This is a genomic window from Variovorax sp. J22P240 (assembly GCF_030316855.1).
Lineage (GTDB): Bacteria > Pseudomonadota > Gammaproteobacteria > Burkholderiales > Burkholderiaceae_C > Variovorax.
The window spans coordinates 14,501-33,013 of the sequence record NZ_JASZYR010000029.1; the positions used below are offsets into that span (position 1 = coordinate 14,501).

Annotated in this window: 23 protein-coding genes and 1 pseudogene; 7 read left to right on the plus strand and 17 right to left on the minus strand. The window is 68.0% G+C overall.

All coding sequences use genetic code 11. From position 1 onward, the window contains the following. Positions 1–485: 485 nt before the first annotated feature. Positions 486–1,355 carry an amino acid ABC transporter substrate-binding protein gene (locus QTI24_RS30785; RefSeq protein WP_286605678.1) on the minus strand — a complete coding sequence of 290 codons (870 nt, stop codon included), beginning with the start codon at positions 1,353–1,355 and terminating at the stop codon, positions 486–488. A gap of 198 nt (positions 1,356–1,553) precedes the next feature. Between QTI24_RS30785 and QTI24_RS30790 the strand changes: the two genes are divergently transcribed. Both QTI24_RS30790 and QTI24_RS30795 read left to right on the plus strand, forming a co-directional pair. After that, on the plus strand, positions 1,554–2,135 hold the full coding sequence (locus QTI24_RS30790) for a hypothetical protein (protein WP_286605680.1): 582 nt from the start codon (positions 1,554–1,556) through the stop codon (positions 2,133–2,135). Between the two features lie 57 nt (positions 2,136–2,192). After that, positions 2,193–2,411, plus strand: a complete 219-nt coding sequence (locus tag QTI24_RS30795; RefSeq protein WP_286605682.1) for a hypothetical protein — start codon at positions 2,193–2,195, stop codon at positions 2,409–2,411. Positions 2,412–2,458: 47 nt separating this feature from the next. On the opposite strand, the gene QTI24_RS30800 is transcribed toward QTI24_RS30795, so the two are convergent. From QTI24_RS30800 to nac, 16 genes are all read right to left on the minus strand, one after another. After that, a complete protein-coding gene (locus tag QTI24_RS30800) occupies positions 2,459–2,875 on the minus strand; it encodes a GFA family protein (RefSeq protein WP_286605684.1) in 417 nt (138 codons plus the stop codon). Positions 2,876–2,902: 27 nt separating this feature from the next. After that, positions 2,903–3,367, minus strand: a complete 465-nt coding sequence (locus QTI24_RS30805) for an SRPBCC family protein (RefSeq protein ID WP_286605686.1) — start codon at positions 3,365–3,367, stop codon at positions 2,903–2,905. Between the two features lie 2 nt (positions 3,368–3,369). Beyond that, the gene (locus tag QTI24_RS30810) at positions 3,370–3,684 is read right to left on the minus strand and encodes an ArsR/SmtB family transcription factor (protein ID WP_286605688.1); all 315 of its coding nucleotides are present in this window, start codon (positions 3,682–3,684) and stop codon (positions 3,370–3,372) included. A 195-nt stretch (positions 3,685–3,879) separates the two neighbouring features. Further along, entirely contained in the window at positions 3,880–4,194 is a 315-nt protein-coding gene (locus QTI24_RS30815; RefSeq protein WP_286605690.1) for a hypothetical protein, read from the minus strand. Between the two features lie 237 nt (positions 4,195–4,431). Then, a complete protein-coding gene (locus QTI24_RS30820; protein ID WP_286605692.1) occupies positions 4,432–5,274 on the minus strand; it encodes an ABC transporter substrate-binding protein in 843 nt (280 codons plus the stop codon). Positions 5,275–5,329: 55 nt separating this feature from the next. Next, entirely contained in the window at positions 5,330–6,064 is a 735-nt protein-coding gene (locus QTI24_RS30825; protein WP_286605713.1) for an amino acid ABC transporter ATP-binding protein, read from the minus strand. Between the two features lie 102 nt (positions 6,065–6,166). Next, on the minus strand, positions 6,167–6,922 hold the full coding sequence (locus tag QTI24_RS30830) for an amino acid ABC transporter permease (protein WP_286605693.1): 756 nt from the start codon (positions 6,920–6,922) through the stop codon (positions 6,167–6,169). 3 nt (positions 6,923–6,925) lie between these two features. After that, positions 6,926–7,627, minus strand: coding sequence for an amino acid ABC transporter permease (locus QTI24_RS30835; RefSeq protein ID WP_286605695.1), 702 nt, complete (start codon positions 7,625–7,627; stop codon positions 6,926–6,928). Between the two features lie 31 nt (positions 7,628–7,658). Continuing rightward, a complete protein-coding gene (locus tag QTI24_RS30840) occupies positions 7,659–8,411 on the minus strand; it encodes an SDR family oxidoreductase (RefSeq protein WP_286605697.1) in 753 nt (250 codons plus the stop codon). Between the two features lie 207 nt (positions 8,412–8,618). Beyond that, on the minus strand, positions 8,619–9,383 hold the full coding sequence (locus tag QTI24_RS30845; RefSeq protein ID WP_286605699.1) for a LamB/YcsF family protein: 765 nt from the start codon (positions 9,381–9,383) through the stop codon (positions 8,619–8,621). Positions 9,384–9,401: 18 nt separating this feature from the next. Continuing rightward, positions 9,402–9,839, minus strand: coding sequence for an acetyl-CoA carboxylase biotin carboxyl carrier protein (locus QTI24_RS30850; protein WP_286605700.1), 438 nt, complete (start codon positions 9,837–9,839; stop codon positions 9,402–9,404). Next, positions 9,836–10,825, minus strand: a complete 990-nt coding sequence (locus QTI24_RS30855) for a 5-oxoprolinase subunit C family protein (RefSeq protein WP_286605701.1) — start codon at positions 10,823–10,825, stop codon at positions 9,836–9,838. Before QTI24_RS30855 ends, QTI24_RS30850 begins: the two co-directional genes overlap by 4 nt. Next, positions 10,822–11,493, minus strand: coding sequence for a 5-oxoprolinase subunit PxpB (gene pxpB, locus QTI24_RS30860; protein ID WP_286605702.1), 672 nt, complete (start codon positions 11,491–11,493; stop codon positions 10,822–10,824). The genes QTI24_RS30855 and pxpB overlap by 4 nt, the downstream gene beginning before the upstream one ends. After that, positions 11,490–12,842, minus strand: coding sequence for an acetyl-CoA carboxylase biotin carboxylase subunit (accC, locus tag QTI24_RS30865; RefSeq protein WP_286605704.1), 1,353 nt, complete (start codon positions 12,840–12,842; stop codon positions 11,490–11,492). The genes pxpB and accC overlap by 4 nt, the downstream gene beginning before the upstream one ends. Before the next feature lie 13 nt (positions 12,843–12,855). Beyond that, positions 12,856–13,326 carry an acetyl-CoA carboxylase biotin carboxyl carrier protein gene (locus QTI24_RS30870; protein ID WP_286605715.1) on the minus strand — a complete coding sequence of 157 codons (471 nt, stop codon included), beginning with the start codon at positions 13,324–13,326 and terminating at the stop codon, positions 12,856–12,858. A 135-nt stretch (positions 13,327–13,461) separates the two neighbouring features. Then, a complete protein-coding gene (nac, locus tag QTI24_RS30875; protein WP_286605706.1) occupies positions 13,462–14,400 on the minus strand; it encodes a nitrogen assimilation transcriptional regulator NAC in 939 nt (312 codons plus the stop codon). 158 nt (positions 14,401–14,558) lie between these two features. On the opposite strand from nac, the gene QTI24_RS30880 reads away from it, so the two are divergent. From QTI24_RS30880 to QTI24_RS30900, 5 genes and pseudogenes are all read left to right on the plus strand, one after another. Further along, entirely contained in the window at positions 14,559–15,767 is a 1,209-nt protein-coding gene (locus QTI24_RS30880; protein WP_286605708.1) for an aspartate transaminase, read from the plus strand. 48 nt (positions 15,768–15,815) lie between these two features. Continuing rightward, positions 15,816–16,487 (plus strand): RraA family protein, encoded by a 672-nt coding sequence (locus QTI24_RS30885; protein ID WP_286605709.1) that lies wholly within the window; start codon positions 15,816–15,818, stop codon positions 16,485–16,487. Positions 16,488–16,523: 36 nt separating this feature from the next. After that, on the plus strand, positions 16,524–17,528 hold the full coding sequence (locus tag QTI24_RS30890; protein ID WP_286605711.1) for a 2-hydroxyacid dehydrogenase: 1,005 nt from the start codon (positions 16,524–16,526) through the stop codon (positions 17,526–17,528). Between the two features lie 65 nt (positions 17,529–17,593). Then, positions 17,594–18,367: a glucose 1-dehydrogenase gene (locus tag QTI24_RS30895; protein WP_286605712.1), complete on the plus strand. Its 774-nt coding sequence runs from the start codon at positions 17,594–17,596 to the stop codon at positions 18,365–18,367. Positions 18,368–18,375: 8 nt separating this feature from the next. Beyond that, a pseudogene (locus QTI24_RS30900) lies at positions 18,376–18,513 on the plus strand (alcohol dehydrogenase catalytic domain-containing protein); the annotation flags it as partial.

The window sequence follows — 18,513 nt, forward strand, 5'->3', positions numbered from 1 at the left end:
GTCTCGCCCGGCCGCGTGGGGCGCCGCGGGCGCCCGGGTCCGGCTCGATGCTTCCGGGAGAAACGCGGAGACAGGCGCTGCCGGGGTCGCGGTGGAAGATGGGATCATGATGAATTGCCTTGGTTGCTGAAAAATGATGCCGGCCATTGCCCGGAGTTCGGGGAGAGCTCGGCGATGGGCCTCGCCACGATGGCCGAGCCTCACGACGAGGACCGGCCATGCGCCGTGCTTGGCCGCTGGATCGGGTGGCAAAGGCCAGGGCGTCCCCTCGCGCCGTGCGGGGCCGTGCGGTCCACGTTGCGCCAGGACGCCCCGTCAGGTCGCCCAGGGGATTCACGACCGTCACACCCCTGGCCTCGAAGCGCCCATTGTCGCCGCATCGTGCCGCGGCATCGACAGACCGGCTGTCATGGCGTCACGCCCTGAGGCACATCCAGGAATTTCGGGGGAAGAACCGGGACACGGGCCCGGACTTCGCACGCTCCCTATTCCGGCAATGCATTGAGCACGTACACGGCCTCGATCAACGGCGACGGCGCGGTGCCCGCCGGGAAGCTCTGCCGGAACACCTTGACGATCTCGCCGCTGCGGTAGGTTTCAGCCAGGGCACGGTTGACGGCGAGCCGCAGGTCCGGGTCCCGCCGCATCATCAGCGAATAGGTCTCCATCGAGAGATAGTCATCACTGAGTCGCAGCGTCGCACCGGCCGGGCCACCCGTGACCTCACCGACCAGGATCAGGCGGTCGGTGGCGTAGGCATCGGCCCGACCGTCACGCACTGCGGCAATGCCGTCCGTGTGGGTCTGCACCGTCACGAAGACCGGCACGATGCCGCGCGCGGACAGGCCCTGGAGCACCTGCTCGGTCGTGGTGCCCTGGATCACGCCGACCCGCTTTCCGTTGAGGTCGAGCGTGCGGCCGATGGGCGAGGATGCCAGCGCGACGAACGAGGCGCCTTCGACCCAGATGGGGTTGCTGAAGTCGACCTGCTGTTCGCGGCTCAGCGTGCGTGAGGTGGTGCCGCATTCGAGATCGACGCTGCCGTCATTCACGGCCTGCATGCGGGTCGTCGCGGTCACGGGGATCCACTGGACATCGAGCTTGGCAAGCTTGAGCTGCGATTGCAGTGAGTGGGCCACGCGCTTGCACAGTTCGACCGAATAGCCCGTCGGTGCGCCGTCCGCGCCCTTGAACGAGAAGGGCTTGGCGTCCTCCCGATAACCCAGCTTGAGGGTCTGGGTCTGCCCGATGCGAGCGAGCGAGTCCCGGGGTGTCGAGCCAGGCGCATTCGCGCAGGCGCCCAGCAGGGCCGACATCAGGAGCGACACGATCAACGTGAAGTAGCGCGAATTCATGAACTCGTCCTTTGACAATGCCGGTGGCGATCGAGGCCCGGATGGACCACTTCGCAGGCTCCATCGGAACAGCGTTGCGAGGCCGGCGCATTGTGCGGGTCGGCATCGAGCTTTGGCAATGCGCGGGGGCGCGGGTGACAGTCGCGGGTCGCCGCATCAGAATGCCTGGTCCATAGGTATCACGAGGAAGGATCCCTCATGGCAGACGAAGAGAAACCCAAGACCTGGTGGCAGACCTTGCCGGGGATCATCACCAGCCTGACGGCGGCGATCACCGCGATCGCGGGGCTGGTGGTGGCGTTCAAGCAGGCGGGCTGGATCGGGTCGCCGCCGCCCGCGCAACCCCCGAGCGTGACTGCGCCCGCGTCCTCATCGTGGCAGGCTCCAGCCGTGGCTGCGGCGCCGGCTTCGTCAAGCCGGACGAGCCACGCCGTGACACTGCCCGCGATGCGCGACTACAAGCTCGGCCTGGTGACCTTCACGCTGCTTTCGGCGGAGGTCTCGCCGCAAACCTCCGAGAAGGATGCATTGCGGATCCGGCTGCGCATGATGAACAACGATGCCTACGACACCAACTTCTGGGACAGATCGTTCCGGCTCCTGGTCGATGGCGTTCCCACGGCGCCCGAGAGCGATCTCAACGAACTGGTGCGCGCTCGCTCGGCCAAGGAGGGTACGGTGCTGTTCGTGATTCCGCATGGCACGGCCGCCGGAAATCTGGAGGTGAGTCACCACGACGAGCAGACATCGATTCCCCTCGCTTTCGCGGCACCGCGCTAGGGGCACCCCGCGTATGTCCCGGCCTCGGAAGCGCACGGTTGCATCACAATCGCTGGCATGCCAACCGATCCCGAGAGCCTCAGCGACGAAGAGCTGGCCCGACAGGCCGCCGAGTGGCGCCGTCGTGCACTGCAGGGCGAGCAGGAAGCCAACGGCCATGCGCATGTGCTGGAGCGGGAGCTTCGTCGCCGACAAGGCGCGTTGTCGACCCTGGGTGCGGATCTGCGAGCTCCAGCCAGGCCGCGGGCCGCCTGGTGGGCGTTCTGGAAGCGATAGGCGTGGGCAACGGTCATCGCGATTCGCTCTACCGCTGTTGACGGGCCCTAGCCGGACGGCATCCGATCGAATGCCTGCAACGAAGGATCGATGGCGTCCCAGGCCAACCCGCGGACGCTGTAGGTGAGGACCTGTGGCACGAAGCGGTCCGGGTCGTCCAGACTGCCCGCGGGGACCGCGATCAGGTCCGGCATCGCGACGAAGCGCAGGTAGACCGGCGTTCCGCAGACCGGGCAGAAGGCGTGGACTTTCGTGTTGCCGCTGTCACCCGCGACCTGCCAGTGCGTCGCCTCGCCGGTGATCGTCATCTCGGCGCGCGCGGGAAAGGTCAGGTAGGAGCCGTGCCCGGTGCCGCTGCGTCGCTGGCAGTCGCGGCACTGGCAGTGGTTCTGGAACAGGGGCGCGTGCCGGGTTGCATAGCGGATCGCGCCGCACGCGCATCCGCCGGTGTAGGGCTGGGTCATGAACAACTCCCGATTCAGGCCGAAAGATCAGGCCACGTGGGGCTTGGCGAAGACATCCATGCCCTGCCCCGTTTCCAGCAGGGACTTCAGGCTGGAAAGCACGATCGGCCAGCCCTGCTGGATGCCCTTGGCCATCCCGCTGCCGGCCTCGAGTTCGTCGTGGGTGACGGTCAGCCGCACCATCTCCTCGTAGGCTGCGACGTCGAAGCTCACGCGGCTGTAGCTGGCCGGATCGGCGGCCTGCGAGGCGTTCGCCCACGTGATGACCAGGCGCGTCGGCGGCGCGACCTCGACGACCTTGCCGACCACCTGGACCGTGCGCTGCTCGTTGGCACGCACGTGCTCCCAGGTCGATCCGGGCTTCCAGTCGGAGACGTTCTCGTGGCCCCAGTAGCGCCGCGCGATCTCCGGTTTCGTGAGGGCCTCGAACACCTTTTCCGGCGTCGAGCGGATGTAGGTCACATAGACGAAGCGGGTCTTCTCATTGCTCACTGTTACTCTCCTTCGAGTTCCTTCTTCAGGTCGTGCAGCAGGCCGAGCCGCTGGCGTTCGAATTTCCGCACCCACCGCTCGTACACCTCGTGCAGCGGCACCGGGTTGATGAAATGCAGCTTCTCCCGGCCACGCCAGACCGTGCTCACCAGATTGGCCGCCTCGAGGATCCCGATGTGCTGGGTGGCCGATTGCCGCGCCATGTCCAGGTGCTCGCAAAGTTCGCCCAGCGTCTGCCCGTTCCTCTCGTACAGCCGGTCCAGCAGCTTTCTGCGTGTCGGGTCGCCCAGCGCCTTGAAAACCTTGTCAGCGTCCATTCGTTGTGTGTGTGCGTGGAGGGATGATATGCAGGCAAATACCTGCATGTCAAGTGGCGCACTGGCCCAGGTGCCGGCGATGGCGCGCTTGACGCTACCGCGCGATCGTCACGCGCTGCGACGAGAGCGTCGCCGCCTTGCTGGGCGCCGTGCACTTGGGCGGCATCGATCGCGGGGCTGAATGGATGACGGGCGCTAGCGTCGGCGCGTCTGCGCCGCCAGGTCTGTCTCCGCCGATCCTTTCGCAGGCTCCGCGCCGTACTTGGCCATGGCCGCCTCCTTCGCCTCGCGCCACCACCGGAGCAGCATGTCGAAATCGCCGGCGAAGCCGCGCTGCAGCAGTTCCTCGGCGTAGCGCGAGCAGAAAGTGGCGGCCGCGACGTCGAGCACCGCGTGCGTCGCCGCGCGATCGCAGGCAAGGTAGACGCCCTTGAGATCGTCCATCGATGCGGCAGGCTGCTGCTCCGCGCCGGGCTCGGCGCTCGCTGCCAGGGGGGTGAGTGCCAGCACGAAGATCGCGCATCCCGCGCGCCACGCAGGGCGGCCTGGGCGTGACCACCCGTTGCCATGGGCTTGAGCATTCGATGTCATCTGCGCCTCCCGCTGTCTGCGCTTCGCGTTCACGAGGATGACTCTAGCGATGCCGTCGCATTTGCACATCCCCCGGGAGGAGGATCAGACCTTTGGCGTAGTCATGGCCGCTTGGCCGGCGTCAGCGCCAGCGGCGCCGGGCCAGCGGGCGGGCGCTCAGGGAAGCAGCTCGAACTTCAGGTCGGCCAGTGGCGTGACTTTTTCCTCGCGCGTCATCTTGTACTCGGTGTTCGGGCCGAGCCACTTGTTCCACAGCTTGTCGAGTTCGCCCTTCTTCTCCAGCGCGTAGAGCGCTTCGTTCACCTTGGCCAGCAACGCCGGTTCGTCCTTCTTCATTCCGATGCCGATCGGCTGCAGGACCATCGGCTCCTTGATCATCTTGAGCGCGACGCCTTCGGTCTTCGACTGGTTGACCAGCTTGGTGATCGTCATGGTGTTGGCGACCATGCCCATCGACTTGTTCTGCTGGACGGCCATGAAGGCGGACCCGGTGTCCTGGAAGGTCACGGGTTCGGAGCCGTTCATCTTGATCGACAGCTCCGAGGTCGAGCCCTTGGTCGAGCTCAGGCGCTTGCCCTTGAAGTCGGCCTTGGTTGTGCCTGGATCGGAGGCTTTCACCGCCAGCATTTCCTTGGCGACGTAGTACGGGTCGCTGAACTGGATCTGCTCGCCGCGGCTCTTGGTGTAGGCCAGGTTGGCGATGGTCACGTCGACGCGACCGAGCTTGACCTCGGGCACACGCGCCTCGACCGACAGCGGTGTGACCTTGGCCGTGAGTCCCAGTTCCTTCGCGATCGCGTTGCAGAGATCGACGTCGTGGCCCACCATCTCGCGGGTCTTGGGATCCGGTGCTGCGAAGGGTGGCACGTCGGCGAAGGTGCCGCACTTGAGTTCCTTGCGCGCACTGATGTCGCTCCACTGGTCGGCCTGGGCCGCGAGCGGGCATGCGCAGAGGGCCGCGGCGAGGGCGGCGAGACGAGTGACATTGGCTTTCGACATGGGGAACTCCTGGGAAGACGATCGGGTGGAGAAGAAAACGGGCAAGTCGGTCGGGTCAGTGCGCGCGCAGGTCGGACAGGAAGCGTTGCGCACGCGGATGCTGGGGGCGGGTGAAGAAGGTCTCGGGATCGGCCTTCTCGAGAATGCGGCCGGCGTCCATGAACCAGACGCGGTCGGCCACCTCGCGCGCGAAGTTCATCTCGTGGGTGACGCACATCATGGTCATGCCCTCGTTGGCCAGGCTGCGCATGACCGAGAGCACCTCGCCGACCATCTCGGGGTCCAGCGCGCTGGTCGGCTCGTCGAAGAGCATCGCGGGGGGCTCCATCGCGAGGGCGCGGGCGATCGCGACGCGCTGCTGCTGGCCGCCCGACAGCTGCGCCGGATAGGAATTGGCCTTGTTCGACAGGCCCACGCGCTCCAGCAGCTGGCCGGCCCGGGCCTTGGCATCGCTGCGCTTCACACCGAGCACGCGCACCGGGGACAGCATGATGTTGTCGAGCACGGACAGGTGCGGGAACAGGTTGAAGCTCTGGAACACGAAGCCGATGCGGCTGCGCAGCTTGTTCAACGCATGGCTGCTCATCGGCGCATGGATGTCGTGGCCATCGAACAGCAGCTGCCCCGACTTGATCTCCTCGAGCCGGTTGACCGTGCGGATCAGGGTCGACTTGCCGGAGCCCGAAGGGCCGCAGACCACGACCACCTCGCCCTTCCGGACCTCGGCATTGACGTCGGCGAGCGCCTGGTACGCGCCATACCATTTGTTGATGTTGGAGAACAGGATCATGGTGTCGTCCTCGCGCGGCTTCTTCAGCCGTGCGCCGGGTTGTTCAAGGGTGTCCATGGTTCTGTCTCCGTTGTGGGTTTCGTTCACCGTCGCATCGCGGTGTCAGGGGTTGGCCGCCACCGGTGGCAGCGGCAGGCCGTCGTCCGAGATGGCCGGTGTCGCGCTGCCGAGCCGCTTGTGGGCGATGCGCCGCTCGAGCCATTGCGCCAGTTGGGTCAGGCTGAAGCAGACGACGTAGTAGGTCATCGCGAGGATGAAGAACACCTGGAACGGCTTGGTCAGCAGCTGGTTGTTGATCTGGTTCGCGGCGAAGGTGAGTTCCTGCACGTTGATCACGTAGCCCAGCGTGGTCTCCTTGATGGTGGAGATGAACTGGCTCAGCATGCTCGGCAGCATGTTGTAGAGGGCCTGGGGCAGGATCACGTAGGCCATGGTGCCCAGGTGGCTGTGGCCGAGGGCGCGGGCCGCCTCGGTCTGCCCCTTCGGGAGCGCCTGGATGCCGGCGCGGACCACTTCCGACAGGTAGGCGCCCTCGTAGATCACGAGCGTGCACAGCATCGTCGTGAAGCCCGACACCTCCCGTCCGATCAGCAGCGGCACGAGGAAGTACACCCACAGGATGACCATCAGCAGCGGCACGCCGCGCACGACGTACACGAGCACGGTGGCCGGTAAACGCAGTGCACGCCACGGGGACAGCCGCGCCAGCGCCAGCATCACGGACACGGGGAAGGCCAGCACGATGCCGAGCACCGAGAGAATGAGCGTGGCGACGATGCCGCCCAGCGGTCCGCTCGGGTACTGGCCGACCAGCAGCAGCAGCCAGTTGTCGCGCAGGATGTCGAAGATGCCGAACATGTCTCACCTCGCCGCGGCAACGCGATAGTGGCGCGATATGGCCGCGCCGACCGCCATGATGAGCATGGAAACGAGCAGGTACATCACCGTCGCGAGGCTGTAGGCCTCGAAGGTGCGGAAGCTCTGGCTCTCGATCTCCTTGACCGCATGGGTCAGTTCTGCCACGCCGATGGCCATCGCGAGACTGCTGTTCTTGAACAGCGACACGCTGTGGTTCACCAGGGCCGGCACTGCGTTGCGCACGGCCTGGGGCAGCATCACGTGGCGCATCGCGCCGATGTAGCCGTGGCCGAGCGCACGCGCTGCCTCGGACTGCCCGGGCGGGATGGCGCGCAGGCCGGAGCGCATGTCCTCGCTGAAGTACGCCGCCTGGCACAGGCCCAGCGCCACGATCGAGATCAGCGCCTCGGCGTTGTTGTTCGACAGCCAGGCCTGCACCGCGTCCGGCAGCAGGCTGAAGATGCCGAAGTACCAGAGCATCAGCTGCACGAGCGTCGGCACGTTGCGGTGGTAGGACACGTAGGCCGCCACGGCGCGCTCGGCCACCGGGTTGGCGCTGAGCCGGACCACGAGCAGGACGACGGCGATCGACATCGCGAGCAGCCAGGAGCCGACCGCGATCTTCAGGGTCAGCGCCATCCCGTGCAGCAGCATCGCGCCGAAGTCGGGCTTCAGCAGGATCGCGAGGAGGTCGAAGTCCTTCATGGGGTGCTCTCGGTGTGGTCGGGCGGCCTGCTCAGGCCCGCACCGTCTCCGGCTTGGCGGTGGAAAGGCCGCCGGGCACCTGCAGGGTGGGCGTGATTTCCATGTGGCCGATGTTCACCGCGATCGGCGCCGCGATGGCGAAGGCGATCGCATTGGCGATGTCCGCGGCCTCGGGCAGCTCGTAGCCCTCGACGAAGCGCTTGCGTGTCTCCTCGGAGTCGCCGTGGACGTGGGCGAAGATGTCGGTCGCGACGCGGCCCGGGCAGATCTCGGTCACGCGCACGCGCTTGCCGAAGCAGTCCACGCGCAGTTGGCTCGACAGCATGCTGACAGCCGCCTTGGTCGCGTGGTAGGTGCTGTTGCCGCCGAAGTTGTAGGCCGCGGCGATCGAGCTGATGTTGACGACGTGGCCGTTGTCGCGGGCCACCATGCCCGGGACCACGAGCCGGCAGAGATGCAGGACGGCGCGCAGATTGACGTCCACCAGGAGGTCGATCCCTTCGGCGTCGGCCTTCAGGATCGAGCCCGGCCGGTCGACGCCCGCGTTGTTCACGAGCACGTCGAAGGCGACCTCCTTCGTGAGCGCGGTCACGCCAGCCAGGTCGCTCACGTCGATCGCGTGCGGGATGCAGCCCGTGCGCGCGGCGAGGTCCTTCAGCTTGTCGCCGCTGCGAGCCAGCGCATGGACTTGCAGGCCTTCCTTGCAGAGGCGCTCGACGACGGCGGCGCCGATGCCGGAGGAGGCTCCTGTCACGAGGGCGGTCTTGTAGTCGGAAAAGGGCATGGGGATCACTTTCTTTCTGTGGAAGGGCGCCCGGTTTCACCGCTGTCGAAGGCGCTGTCGGGTCGCGTTGAATTCACTGTATCGACGGCAGGTCCGGCGCGCCAAGACGGATTGGCTGTGGAGCGATAAGGCTCCCTTATGTCGCCCTCGAAGGGTGCGAGCCGGGTCAGGGTAAGCACCATGTCCGTGCCTGTTCGAGGGTGCGCTTCAGGCGGTCTGGTGCGAGATAGGGACCACGCGGCCGTGCGCCTCGACCACCTCGCGCACCCCGCGCGCGAGCGCCAAGGCGCCGGGCGTGTCGCCGTGGACCAGGATCGAATGCACGCGCATCGGGATCTTGTGGCCGCCGTAAGTGGTGACGGTCCCCTCCTCCAGCAATTGCCGGACACGGGCCAGCACCTGCTCAGGGTCGTGGATCACCGAATCCGGCAGCTTGCGCGGGATCAGCAGCCCGCTGTCGTCGCAGGCGCGGTCGGCCAGGAAGGTGGTGCGGATGCGCAGCCCGCAGCGCTCGGCCGCATCCTCGATGGCCCGGCTCGCCGACGAGCTGATCGTCAGCGACGCATCGAAGTCCGCCACCGCCCGCACCAGTGGCGCCGCGAATTCCGCATCCGCCGCCGCCATGTTGCCGAGCGCGCCGTGGAAGCTCATGTGCGTCATCCGGTGCCCGGCGGTGCGTGCGATGCCGGCCAGGGCACCGAGCTGGTAGATGACGGCCGCCACGAGCTCGCGCGTGTCCATCTGCAGGGGGCGGCGGCCGAAACCGGCCAGGTCCGGGAAGCCGACATGCGCGCCGACGTCGACGCCGCGCTCGAGCGCCGTGCGCACGGTGCGGTCCATGATCTGCGGGTCGCCCGCGTGGAAGCCGCAGGCGACGTTCGCCGACGAGACGATGCCCAGCAAGGCTTCGTCGTCGCCCATGCGCCAGGGGCCGAAGCCTTCCCCCAGGTCTGTGTTCAGGTCCATGTCCATGGCGGGTGTCCTTTTTCGTCAGAGGGAATGCAGGTCGACCAGGGCGGCGCCGTAGCCGACCGTCGCGCCGTCCTCGACGCGCAATGCGGCGACGGTGCCGGCGCGCGAGGCGGCCACCGGCAGCAGCAGAACGCCGATGCGCAGCAGCCCCAGCGTCTGGCCGGCCCGCACGTGAACGCCGGCGCGCGCGAACGGCGCCGGCGCGCACGGATGCGCATGAAGGAACACGCCGACCGATGCGGAAGTCACGGTGTCGAGTGGCGGCGGGTTCGTCGCGGCAGGCCGCGGCGTGACCGGCGCATCATCGTCGCGCTGGCCGTCGTCCAGCGTCACGACCTCGTCGCCACGGCGCCCCAGCCGGACGATCGCGTCCGGCATGCGCAGTTCGAGGAAGCCGATGTCCGTCGCCGCCATCCAGCCGGCGATTTCACGCAGCTCGTGAGGCGCCTTCCTCATGCGGCGACTCCCATCGGCCCGCTGCGTTGCAGCGCCACCATGCGTGCCACCTTCGCGAGCCAGGCTTCCTTCTGTTCCAGCGCGGCCACGGCCTCGTCCCAGCTCGTCTCGATGAAGCGGATCCGGCTGCCGATCGGCGCCTGCCCCAGTCGCCACAGATCGGCTTCGATCACGGTGCCGAATTTCGGGTAGCCGCCCGAAGGCTGTGCATCACGCATCTGGATGATCGGTTGCCCGCTGTGAGGCACCTGGATCACGCCTGGCACGATGCCGTGCGAGCGCAGCTCCATCGGTGCCACCGGCCGCAAGGCCGCGCCGGACAGCCGGTAGCCATAGCGGTCGCTCTGTGACGTGATGCGCCACTCACCGGCCCAGAAGGCCTCGCGCGAGGCGGCCTCGAAACCCGGGTACTCGGCGCCCGGCAAGACCCGCAGCGCGACCAGCCCGTCGAGTTCCAGGGGCAAGGCGAGGGCCGGCGGCACCAGTCCGAAGCCGGTGCGACAGGCGCGCTTCGGGTCTGCGGCGCGCAGGACATCCCCCTTGCGCAGGGCCCGTCCCTCATGCCCACCGAAGGCGCCGCGCATCTGGGTACTGCGCGAACCCAGCACCTGCGGCACATCGATGCCGCCCGGCAGGCACAGCATGGCGCGGCTCGCGCGCTGCGCGCCCTGCGGGAGGCCCAGCGTCAGCACCTGACCGGCGCGTGCCCGGTGCGACCACCACGGCAGCAGCGCTTCCGCATCGAGCTTCGCGCCGCAATCCGCGCCGGTCAACGCGAAGATGCAATCCTCGGCGAAGCGGACCTTGAACGGAAAGACCGGGATCTCGATGCCCGCAGCCCCGGGCTCGTTGCCCAGCAGGAGATTGCCCGCCGCCAGGGCGAGGTCGTCCATGGCGCCGGCGGTACCCACGCCGAAGCGCAGGCTGCCCAGGCGCCCGAGGTCCTGCACGGTGGCCAGGGCGGCGTTGGAGAGGATCTCGATCATGGCTCGATCCCTTCGACGAGGAAGCGGATGCGGTCGCCCGGCTGCAGCGTCGCCGGTGGATCGCGCGCCGGGTCGAAGAAGGTCATCGTGGTGCAGCCGATGGTGTTCCAGCCGCTCGGCCCGGCCGAGGCCGAGACGCCGGTTTGCGCACCGCCGATCGATACCGCGCCCCCCGGAATGCTGAGCACCGGCACCGGGCGCCGCGGCGTCGCGATGCGAGGGTCCATGCCGCCGAGGTAGCAGTAGCCGGGATGGCTGCCGAGCGCGTACACCGGGTAGAGCGGCGCGCTGTGCAGCTCGACGATTTCCTCGACCGACAGGCCGGTGTGCGCCACCACGTCGGCCATGTGCGGTCCTCCGGCGCCGCCGTAGCGCACCGGCAGTTCGACCACGCGGCCTTCGCGCGTGAGCGGGGCGACGGCCTCCCACGCGGCGGCCAGTCGTGCCTTCAGTTCATCGAGCGCGCGCGGCGGACGAACGAAGCTCAGCATCAGGTTGTTCATGCCGGGGACGGCCTCGCGCACCTCGGGCCAGGCGGCAGCCTCCTGCGCGAGCGCCCAGATGCGCTGCTGCGAATGAAGCTCCATCGCGCCCGGCGCTTCGAACAGCAGCGCGGTGGTGCCCAGCAGGCTCACGGTCGGGCCCGCTCCGGTGGTCGAGAGAGTCACGGTGTGCTCCTGCGCTGCAGCCAGCGCTCGAGGTGATGGATGTCGACCCCGCCGGTGGCAAAGCCGTCGTCCTGAAGCAGGGCGCGGTGCAGCGGCACGTTGGTGGCGATGCCGTCGACCTGCAGTTCGCTGAGCGCGAGCCGCATGCGATCCAGTGCGTCCTCGCGGCTCGCGCCGTGCACGATCAGCTTGCCGATCATCGAGTCGTAGTACGGCGGCACGCGATAGCCCACGCCCGCGTGCGAATCGAAGCGCACGCCGAAGCCGCCGGGCACGCGCCAGCCCGTGATGCGGCCGGGGGACGGCGCGAAGCTGTCCGGGTCCTCCGCGTTGATGCGGCATTCGATCGAATGCCCCGCGCAGGGGACATCGGCCTGCGCGATCGCCAGCCGCTCGCCGCGCGCCATGCGCAACTGCTGCTGCACGATGTCGATGCCGGTGGTCATCTCGGTCACCGGATGCTCCACCTGCAGCCGCGTGTTCATCTCGATGAAGTAGAAGGCGCCCTTTTCGTAGAGAAACTCGAAGGTGCCCACGCCGCAGTAGCCGATCTGGCGGCAGGCCGCCGCGCAACTCTCCCCGACCGCGGCGATCAGTGCCTCGTCGATGCCGGGCGCCGGAGCTTCCTCGATCACCTTCTGGTGCCGGCGCTGCAGGGAGCAGTCGCGACTGCCGAGCCAGATCGCATGGCCGTGGCTGTCGGCGAGCACCTGGATCTCCACGTGCCGCGGATGCAGCAGGAACTTCTCGATGTAGACCTCGGGATTGCCGAAGGCGCGTCGTGCCTCCTCGCGCGTGAGCGCCAGCGCCTCGAGCAGTTCGCCCTCCTCGCGGACCACGCGCATGCCGCGACCGCCCCCGCCGCCGGCGGCTTTCACGATCACCGGGTAGCCGACCTCGCGCGCGAGCGCACGCACGGCCTCCGGATCGTCCGGCAGGCCATCGTCCGGCCCCGGCACGCAGGGCACGCCGGCGCGCCGCATCGCGCGCTTGGCCGCGACCTTGTCGCCCATCACGCGGATGCACGCGGCGCTCGGTCCGACGAAGTGCAGCCCGGCCTGCTCGACCTTCTCGACGAAGCCCGCGTTCTCCGAAAGAAATCCGTAGCCCGGATGGATCGCCTGCGCACCGCTCACCTCGGCCGCATAGAGCAGCGCCGATTGATTGAGGTAGCTCAGGCCGGGACTGGCCGGACCGATGCACAGCGCCTGGTCGGCCTGTCGCACATAGACCGCGTCGCGGTCGGCGTCGGAGTGCGCGACCACCGTCTTGAGGCCCAGGCCCCGGCAGGCGCGCAGGATGCGCAAGGCGATCTCGCCGCGGTTCGCAATGAGGACGGTGTCGAACATGGACGCGTCCTTCTCAGCCAAGGCGGAACAAGGGCTGGCCGGCCTCGACCTCGTCGCCGGAACGCACGAGCACCTCGACGATGGTCGTGTCGGCCTCGGCGCGAACCTCGTTGAAGACCTTCATCGCCTCGATCACGCACAAGGTCTGCCCGGCCGCGATCTGCTGGCCCGGCTGCACGAACAGGGGCTCGCCCGGCGAAGGCTGCAGGTGGATCACGCCATAGAGCGGCGCCAGGCACTCGGTCGGGGCCGCGGCCAGGTCGTCGCGGGGTTCGTTGGATGCGCCGCGTGCATCGTCTGCGTCATTCACGGTGCCCTGTGGCGCAGCGCAGGTGGCCCCGGCGACCCGCCCGGCTCGGGCCAGAGACGCCGAAGACGCTTGCTTCGCGAGCCGCAGCGTGCAGCCGTCTTCGCTGTACTCCAGCTCCGACAGCTCCGAAGCCGCCAATGCGTCGATGAGAATCTTGATCTGTTCCTGGTTCATGCCGGCCCCGCCGGCAAAGGGCGGGATCTCCTGGGTGGCCGACGCATTCCGCGAACGCGTGACGGCAGGCATGAACGGTAGCCCGCGAGGGCCGCAAAGCCAAAGACGGATTGGCTGTGCCGGGATAAGGGCGGCTTATGACGCCGCGACCGCCGCCGGATCCTCGGTCGCGGTGGTGTCGTTCGACAGCTCGGTGACCAGCTCGAGGAGGATGTCCTTCACCGCCTGCGCGGGTTCGGACAGCGGCAGGTGGTCCGACTGGCACAAAGCGAGCGGCGCCTCGATCACGGGGTCGACGATCTTGAACTGCCATGCGCCGCAGGCCGTCACGATCTCGCGCGCCATCGACGCCGGCAGGATGGTCGCGCCCAGGCCGTCCGCGATCGCCGCGGTCAACGTGAAGGCGGATTCGATCTCGGCCACCACGCGCGGCGCACCGCCGATCCGGCCGAAGGCCGCATCGACCAGCTTGCGCACCACGTTGTAGGGGCGCGGCATGAAGAGTTCCATGTCGCGCAGGTCCGCCAGCCGCACGGGTTGGGCCGGTGCCGGGATCGACGCCGGTCCCACGAGGAACAAGGGTTCCTTGAGCAGCGGCAGGAAGGTCAGGCCATGGATCGCCTTGTCGCCGTAGAGCACCGCCAGGTCCATGCGGCCGTTCATGATCAGTTCGCTGAGCGTCGTGCCGTAGTTCTCGTTGAGGTACAGCAGGATGCCCGGATGACGCGCCCGCACCGTGCGCAGCAAGGGCAGCGAGAGCGCCGCGGCCGCGGTGCCGGGCGCGAGGCCCACCGACACCTGACCCGAGACGCCCTGGCCCGCCGCGTCCATGTCGATCTGCGCCTGCTCGCACTGGCGCAGGATGATCTGCGCGTGCCGGTAGAGCACCTTGCCGGCTTCCGTGGGCGTCACGCCCCGCTTGGTGCGCACGAGCAATTGCTGGCGCACCTCGCCTTCGAGCGTGATCAGCTGTTGGCTCAATGCCGGTTGCGCGATGAAGAGCAACTCGGCCGCCTGCGTCAGGCTGCCGATGTCCACGATCTTCACGAAGTACTTGAGTCGCCGCAGGTTCACACCGGGTCCCAAAGCAAAACCTCAGCCTAGCACCCGTGCACTGACCGGGCCATCCGGGCTCACCATAAGCTCTTCCTATCCGCCCAGAGCGATCTCGTCTTGGCCTCGGGAAGGAGATCTGCGTACCGTACGGTCCTGCCATCCCACTCCAGGAAGTCATGACCACCTCCCGCATCGCAGAGCGCGTCCGTCGCATCAAGCCTTCGCCCAGTACCTCGGCCGCCGACCGCGCCAACGAGCTGCGCCGCCAGGGCAAGTCCATCGTGAACCTCGTGGTCGGCGAGCCCGACTTCGACACCCCCTTGCACATCCGCCAGGCCGCCGCCGCGGCGATGGACAAGGGTGCCACCCGCTACACCCTGATGGCCGGAACGGTCGAATTGAGGGAGGCGATCGTGGGCAAGCTCCAGCGCGAAAACGGGCTGAGCTATGCGATGAACGAGATCATCGCCACCAACGGTGCCAAGAGCGCGATCTTCAACGCGTTCGCGATCACGCTGGAGGCGGGCGACGAGGTCATCGTGCCCGCACCCTACTGGGTGTCCTACCCCGACATGGTGCTGGCGTGCGATGGCAAGCCGGTGATCGTCGCGTGCCCCGAGGTCAACGGCTTCAAGCTCACGCCCGCGCAGCTCGAGGAAGCGATCACGCCGCGCACGCGCTGGCTGCTGATCAATTCGCCGAGCAACCCGACCGGCGCCGCCTACACGGCGGACGAGTACCGTGCGCTGGCCGATGTGCTGGCGCGCCACCCGCAGGTCATGGTAATGACCGACGACATCTACGAGCACATCCGCTTCGACGGCGAGAAGACGCCGCACATCGTCGCCGTGGCACCCGAGCTGCGCGATCGCACGCTGGTGGTCAATGGCGTCTCGAAGACCTATGCGATGACGGGCTGGCGCATCGGCTACGTGGCCGGACCTGCCGATCTGGTCCGCGCGATGGACACGTTGCTGTCGCAGTCGACCGGCAACTGCTGCTCGATCAGCCAGGCCGCCGCCGCGGCCGCGATGAACGGTGACCAGTCGTTCGTCGCCGAGAGCGTTGCGGTCTACAAGCAGCGTCGCGACCGCACGCTGGCGCTGATCAACGCGATCCCCGGCCTGAGCTGCACGGCGCCTCCGGGCGCCTTCTACCTCTACGTCAACTGCGGCGGCCTGATCGGCAAGACCACGCCCTCGGGCAAGGTGCTGGCCGAGGACGGCGACGTCGTGATGTACCTGCTCGAAAGCGAGGGCGTCGCGATGGTCGCGGGCACCGCCTATGGCCTGTCGCCCTACTTCCGGCTGTCCATCGCGACCTCGATCGAGATCCTCGAGGAAGGCTGCGCGCGCATCGCCCGCGCGGTCGCCGAGCTGCGCTGAGCCGCACCGGCCGCCCGCGCCAACCCCCACACCGAACTGGAGACTCCCATGCAATTCAAGGGCATCCGCAAGAACCCGTCCGCGCCGCAAGTGAACCCGGCCCACATCGCCGCGCTGCGCGACATCCCGGTCGCCGCGCTGAGCGACAACATGCACCGCAACATCGGCAGCGTCGGACTGCACCCCTATCACCGGCCGGGGCCCGAAACGATGGCCGGCACGGCCGTGACGATCAAGTCGCGCGGTGGGGACAACCTGACGCTGCTGCGCGCCTTCGAGTTCTGCCGGCCCGGCGACGTGATCGTGATCGACGCCGACGGTCATCTGGCCAATGCCGTCATCGGTGGCATCCTGTCGTTCTACGCGGCGACCATCGGCACCGTCGGGGTCGTGCTCGATGGCGCCATCCGCGACGTGGCCGAGATCCGCGCGCGCGACTTCCCGGTCTATGCACGCGGCGTGAACCATCGCGGACCGTACAAGGACGGGCCCGGCGAGATCAATGTCCCGGTGTCGGTGGGCGGCATGCTCGTGAACCCCGGGGACATCGTGGTCGGCGACCAGGACGGCCTGATGGCGTTTTCGCCGGACGATGCCGAATGGGTGATCGAGAAGGCCCGGGCCCATCTGGCCACCGAGGCGGAGACGATTCGCGCCATGAAGGAAGGCCGCTGGGACCGCAGTTTCCTCGATGCCCTCGAAGCACGCTGCCCCAACTGAACCCGTTCCCCTCGAAACAAGAAGACAGAGACCACCATGACGCTTTCCGTGCTCGTCACCCGCGCCACGTTCGCCGACATCGCTCAGCGATTGCATGACCATTTCGACGTCGACGACAACCCGGACGACGCCCTCTGGGACCCGGACGAGCTGAAGCGGCGCCTGCAGGGCAAGCAAGGCGTGATGAGCCACGGCAGCGACCGCATCGACGCGGCCCTGCTCGACGCCTGCCCCACGCTCAAGGCGGTGTGCAACGTCGGTGTGGGCTACAACAACGTGGACGTCGAGGCCTGCACGGCGCGCGGCGTGCTGGTGACCAACACACCGGATGTCCTGACCGAGACGACGGCCGACTTCGGCTTCGCGCTGATGATGGCCACGGCCCGGCGCATCGGCGAGTCGGAGCGCTTCGTGCGCCAGGGCGACTGGACCAAGACCGGCATCTTCGACATGTTCGCGGGCAGCGACGTGCACGGCGCGACGCTCGGCATCCTCGGCATGGGCCGCATCGGCCGTGCGATCGCTCGCCGCGGCTCGCTCGGCTTCGGCATGCGGGTGATCTATCACAACCGTTCACGGTTGACGGCCGAGGCCGAAGCCGAGAGCGGCGCTCGCTACGTCGACAAGTCGACCTTGCTGCGCGAAGCCGATCATCTGGTGCTGGTGCTGCCCTACTCCGCTTCGTCGCACCACGCGATCGGCGCCGAGGAGTTGAAGCGGATGAAGCCCACGGCCACGCTGACGAACATCGCGCGCGGCGGCATCGTCGACGATGCAGCGCTCGCATCCGCACTGCGAGCAGGCACGATCGCCGCGGCCGGACTCGATGTCTTCGAGGGCGAGCCGCGCGTCCACCCTGCGCTGCTCGGCTTGTCGAACGTGGTGCTGACGCCGCACATTGGCAGCGCGTCGATCCAGACGCGGCGCGCCATGGCGTCGCTCACCGTGGACAACCTGATTGCCGCACTGGGCGCCGGCCCGCAGGCGGGCCAGCCACCGACGCCGGTCAATCCCGAAGTCCTGGCCGCCCGCCTGCGCTGACCGGGCTGTGCTGGCTCGCCGTCCGTTCCTCCTCCCTCTGCTTCTCCTGAACCCGGGCCCCTACCTTGAATTCCATCCTCAAGAGCTTCGACCTCACCGGGCGCACCGCGCTCATCACCGGATCGAGTGTCGGCATCGGCTTCGCGCTCGCGCGCGGCCTCGCGGGTGCCGGCGCCCGCGTGATCCTCAACGCGCGCAATGCGGCGAAGCTCGAAGGCGCTGCCGAGGTGTTGCGCAGCGAGGGCCTGCAGGTGCTGACCGCCGCCTTCGACGTGACCTCGGGTGATGCGGTGAACGCCGCAGTGGCACGCATCGAAGCCGACATCGGCGCCATCGACATCCTCGTCAACAACGCCGGCATGCAGCGCCGCGGGCCGCTCGACCAGTTCGAGGAAGCCCACTGGCACGAATTGATGAAGACCAACGTCGACAGCGTGTTCCTGGTCGGCAAGGCGGTGGCGCAGCACATGATCCCACGCGGGCGCGGCAAGATCGTCAACATCTGCTCGGTGCAGAGCGAGTTGGGCCGACCCGGCATCGCGCCCTACACCGCCAGCAAGGGCGCAGTGAAGATGCTGACCAAGGGCATGGCCATCGACTGGGGCCAGCACGGCATCCAGGTCAACGGCCTCGGGCCCGGCTACTTCAAGACCGAGCTGACCGAGGCGCTCGTCCACAACGAGGAGTTCACCAAGTGGCTGGTCGGGCGCACGCCCTCGCGGCGCTGGGGCGATGTGGAGGACCTGGTGGGCGCGGCCGTGTTCCTGTCGAGCGACGCCTCCAACTTCGTCAACGGCCACATCCTGTACGTCGATGGCGGCGTGACCGCAACCCTTTGAGAGAGACCATGGAAGCACTTGTCATTCACGCGCCGGGCGACCTGCGCGTCGAGGAGATCGAGACCGCCGAGCTCGGCGCGGACCAGCTGCAGGTGCGCGTGCGCTGCGGCGGCATCTGCGGCTCGGACCTGCACTACTACCAGCAT

Excerpts from the sequence above, each read along its gene's own strand:
- QTI24_RS30785 (WP_286605678.1), bottom strand. The coding sequence starts at position 1,355 with ATGAATTCGCGCTACTTCACGTTGATCGTGTCGCTCCTGATGTCGGCC.
- QTI24_RS30790 (WP_286605680.1), top strand. The coding sequence starts at position 1,554 with ATGGCAGACGAAGAGAAACCCAAGACCTGGTGGCAGACCTTGCCGGGG.
- QTI24_RS30795 (WP_286605682.1), top strand. The coding sequence starts at position 2,193 with ATGCCAACCGATCCCGAGAGCCTCAGCGACGAAGAGCTGGCCCGACAG.
- QTI24_RS30800 (WP_286605684.1), bottom strand. The coding sequence starts at position 2,875 with ATGACCCAGCCCTACACCGGCGGATGCGCGTGCGGCGCGATCCGCTAT.
- QTI24_RS30810 (WP_286605688.1), bottom strand. The coding sequence starts at position 3,684 with ATGGACGCTGACAAGGTTTTCAAGGCGCTGGGCGACCCGACACGCAGA.
- QTI24_RS30820 (WP_286605692.1), bottom strand. The coding sequence starts at position 5,274 with ATGTCGAAAGCCAATGTCACTCGTCTCGCCGCCCTCGCCGCGGCCCTC.
- QTI24_RS30825 (WP_286605713.1), bottom strand. The coding sequence starts at position 6,064 with ATGATCCTGTTCTCCAACATCAACAAATGGTATGGCGCGTACCAGGCG.
- QTI24_RS30830 (WP_286605693.1), bottom strand. The coding sequence starts at position 6,922 with ATGTTCGGCATCTTCGACATCCTGCGCGACAACTGGCTGCTGCTGCTG.
- QTI24_RS30835 (WP_286605695.1), bottom strand. The coding sequence starts at position 7,627 with ATGAAGGACTTCGACCTCCTCGCGATCCTGCTGAAGCCCGACTTCGGC.
- QTI24_RS30840 (WP_286605697.1), bottom strand. The coding sequence starts at position 8,411 with ATGCCCTTTTCCGACTACAAGACCGCCCTCGTGACAGGAGCCTCCTCC.
- QTI24_RS30845 (WP_286605699.1), bottom strand. The coding sequence starts at position 9,383 with ATGGACATGGACCTGAACACAGACCTGGGGGAAGGCTTCGGCCCCTGG.
- QTI24_RS30850 (WP_286605700.1), bottom strand. The coding sequence starts at position 9,839 with ATGAGGAAGGCGCCTCACGAGCTGCGTGAAATCGCCGGCTGGATGGCG.
- QTI24_RS30855 (WP_286605701.1), bottom strand. The coding sequence starts at position 10,825 with ATGATCGAGATCCTCTCCAACGCCGCCCTGGCCACCGTGCAGGACCTC.
- accC (WP_286605704.1), bottom strand. The coding sequence starts at position 12,842 with ATGTTCGACACCGTCCTCATTGCGAACCGCGGCGAGATCGCCTTGCGC.
- QTI24_RS30870 (WP_286605715.1), bottom strand. The coding sequence starts at position 13,326 with ATGAACCAGGAACAGATCAAGATTCTCATCGACGCATTGGCGGCTTCG.
- QTI24_RS30880 (WP_286605708.1), top strand. The coding sequence starts at position 14,559 with ATGACCACCTCCCGCATCGCAGAGCGCGTCCGTCGCATCAAGCCTTCG.
- QTI24_RS30885 (WP_286605709.1), top strand. The coding sequence starts at position 15,816 with ATGCAATTCAAGGGCATCCGCAAGAACCCGTCCGCGCCGCAAGTGAAC.
- QTI24_RS30890 (WP_286605711.1), top strand. The coding sequence starts at position 16,524 with ATGACGCTTTCCGTGCTCGTCACCCGCGCCACGTTCGCCGACATCGCT.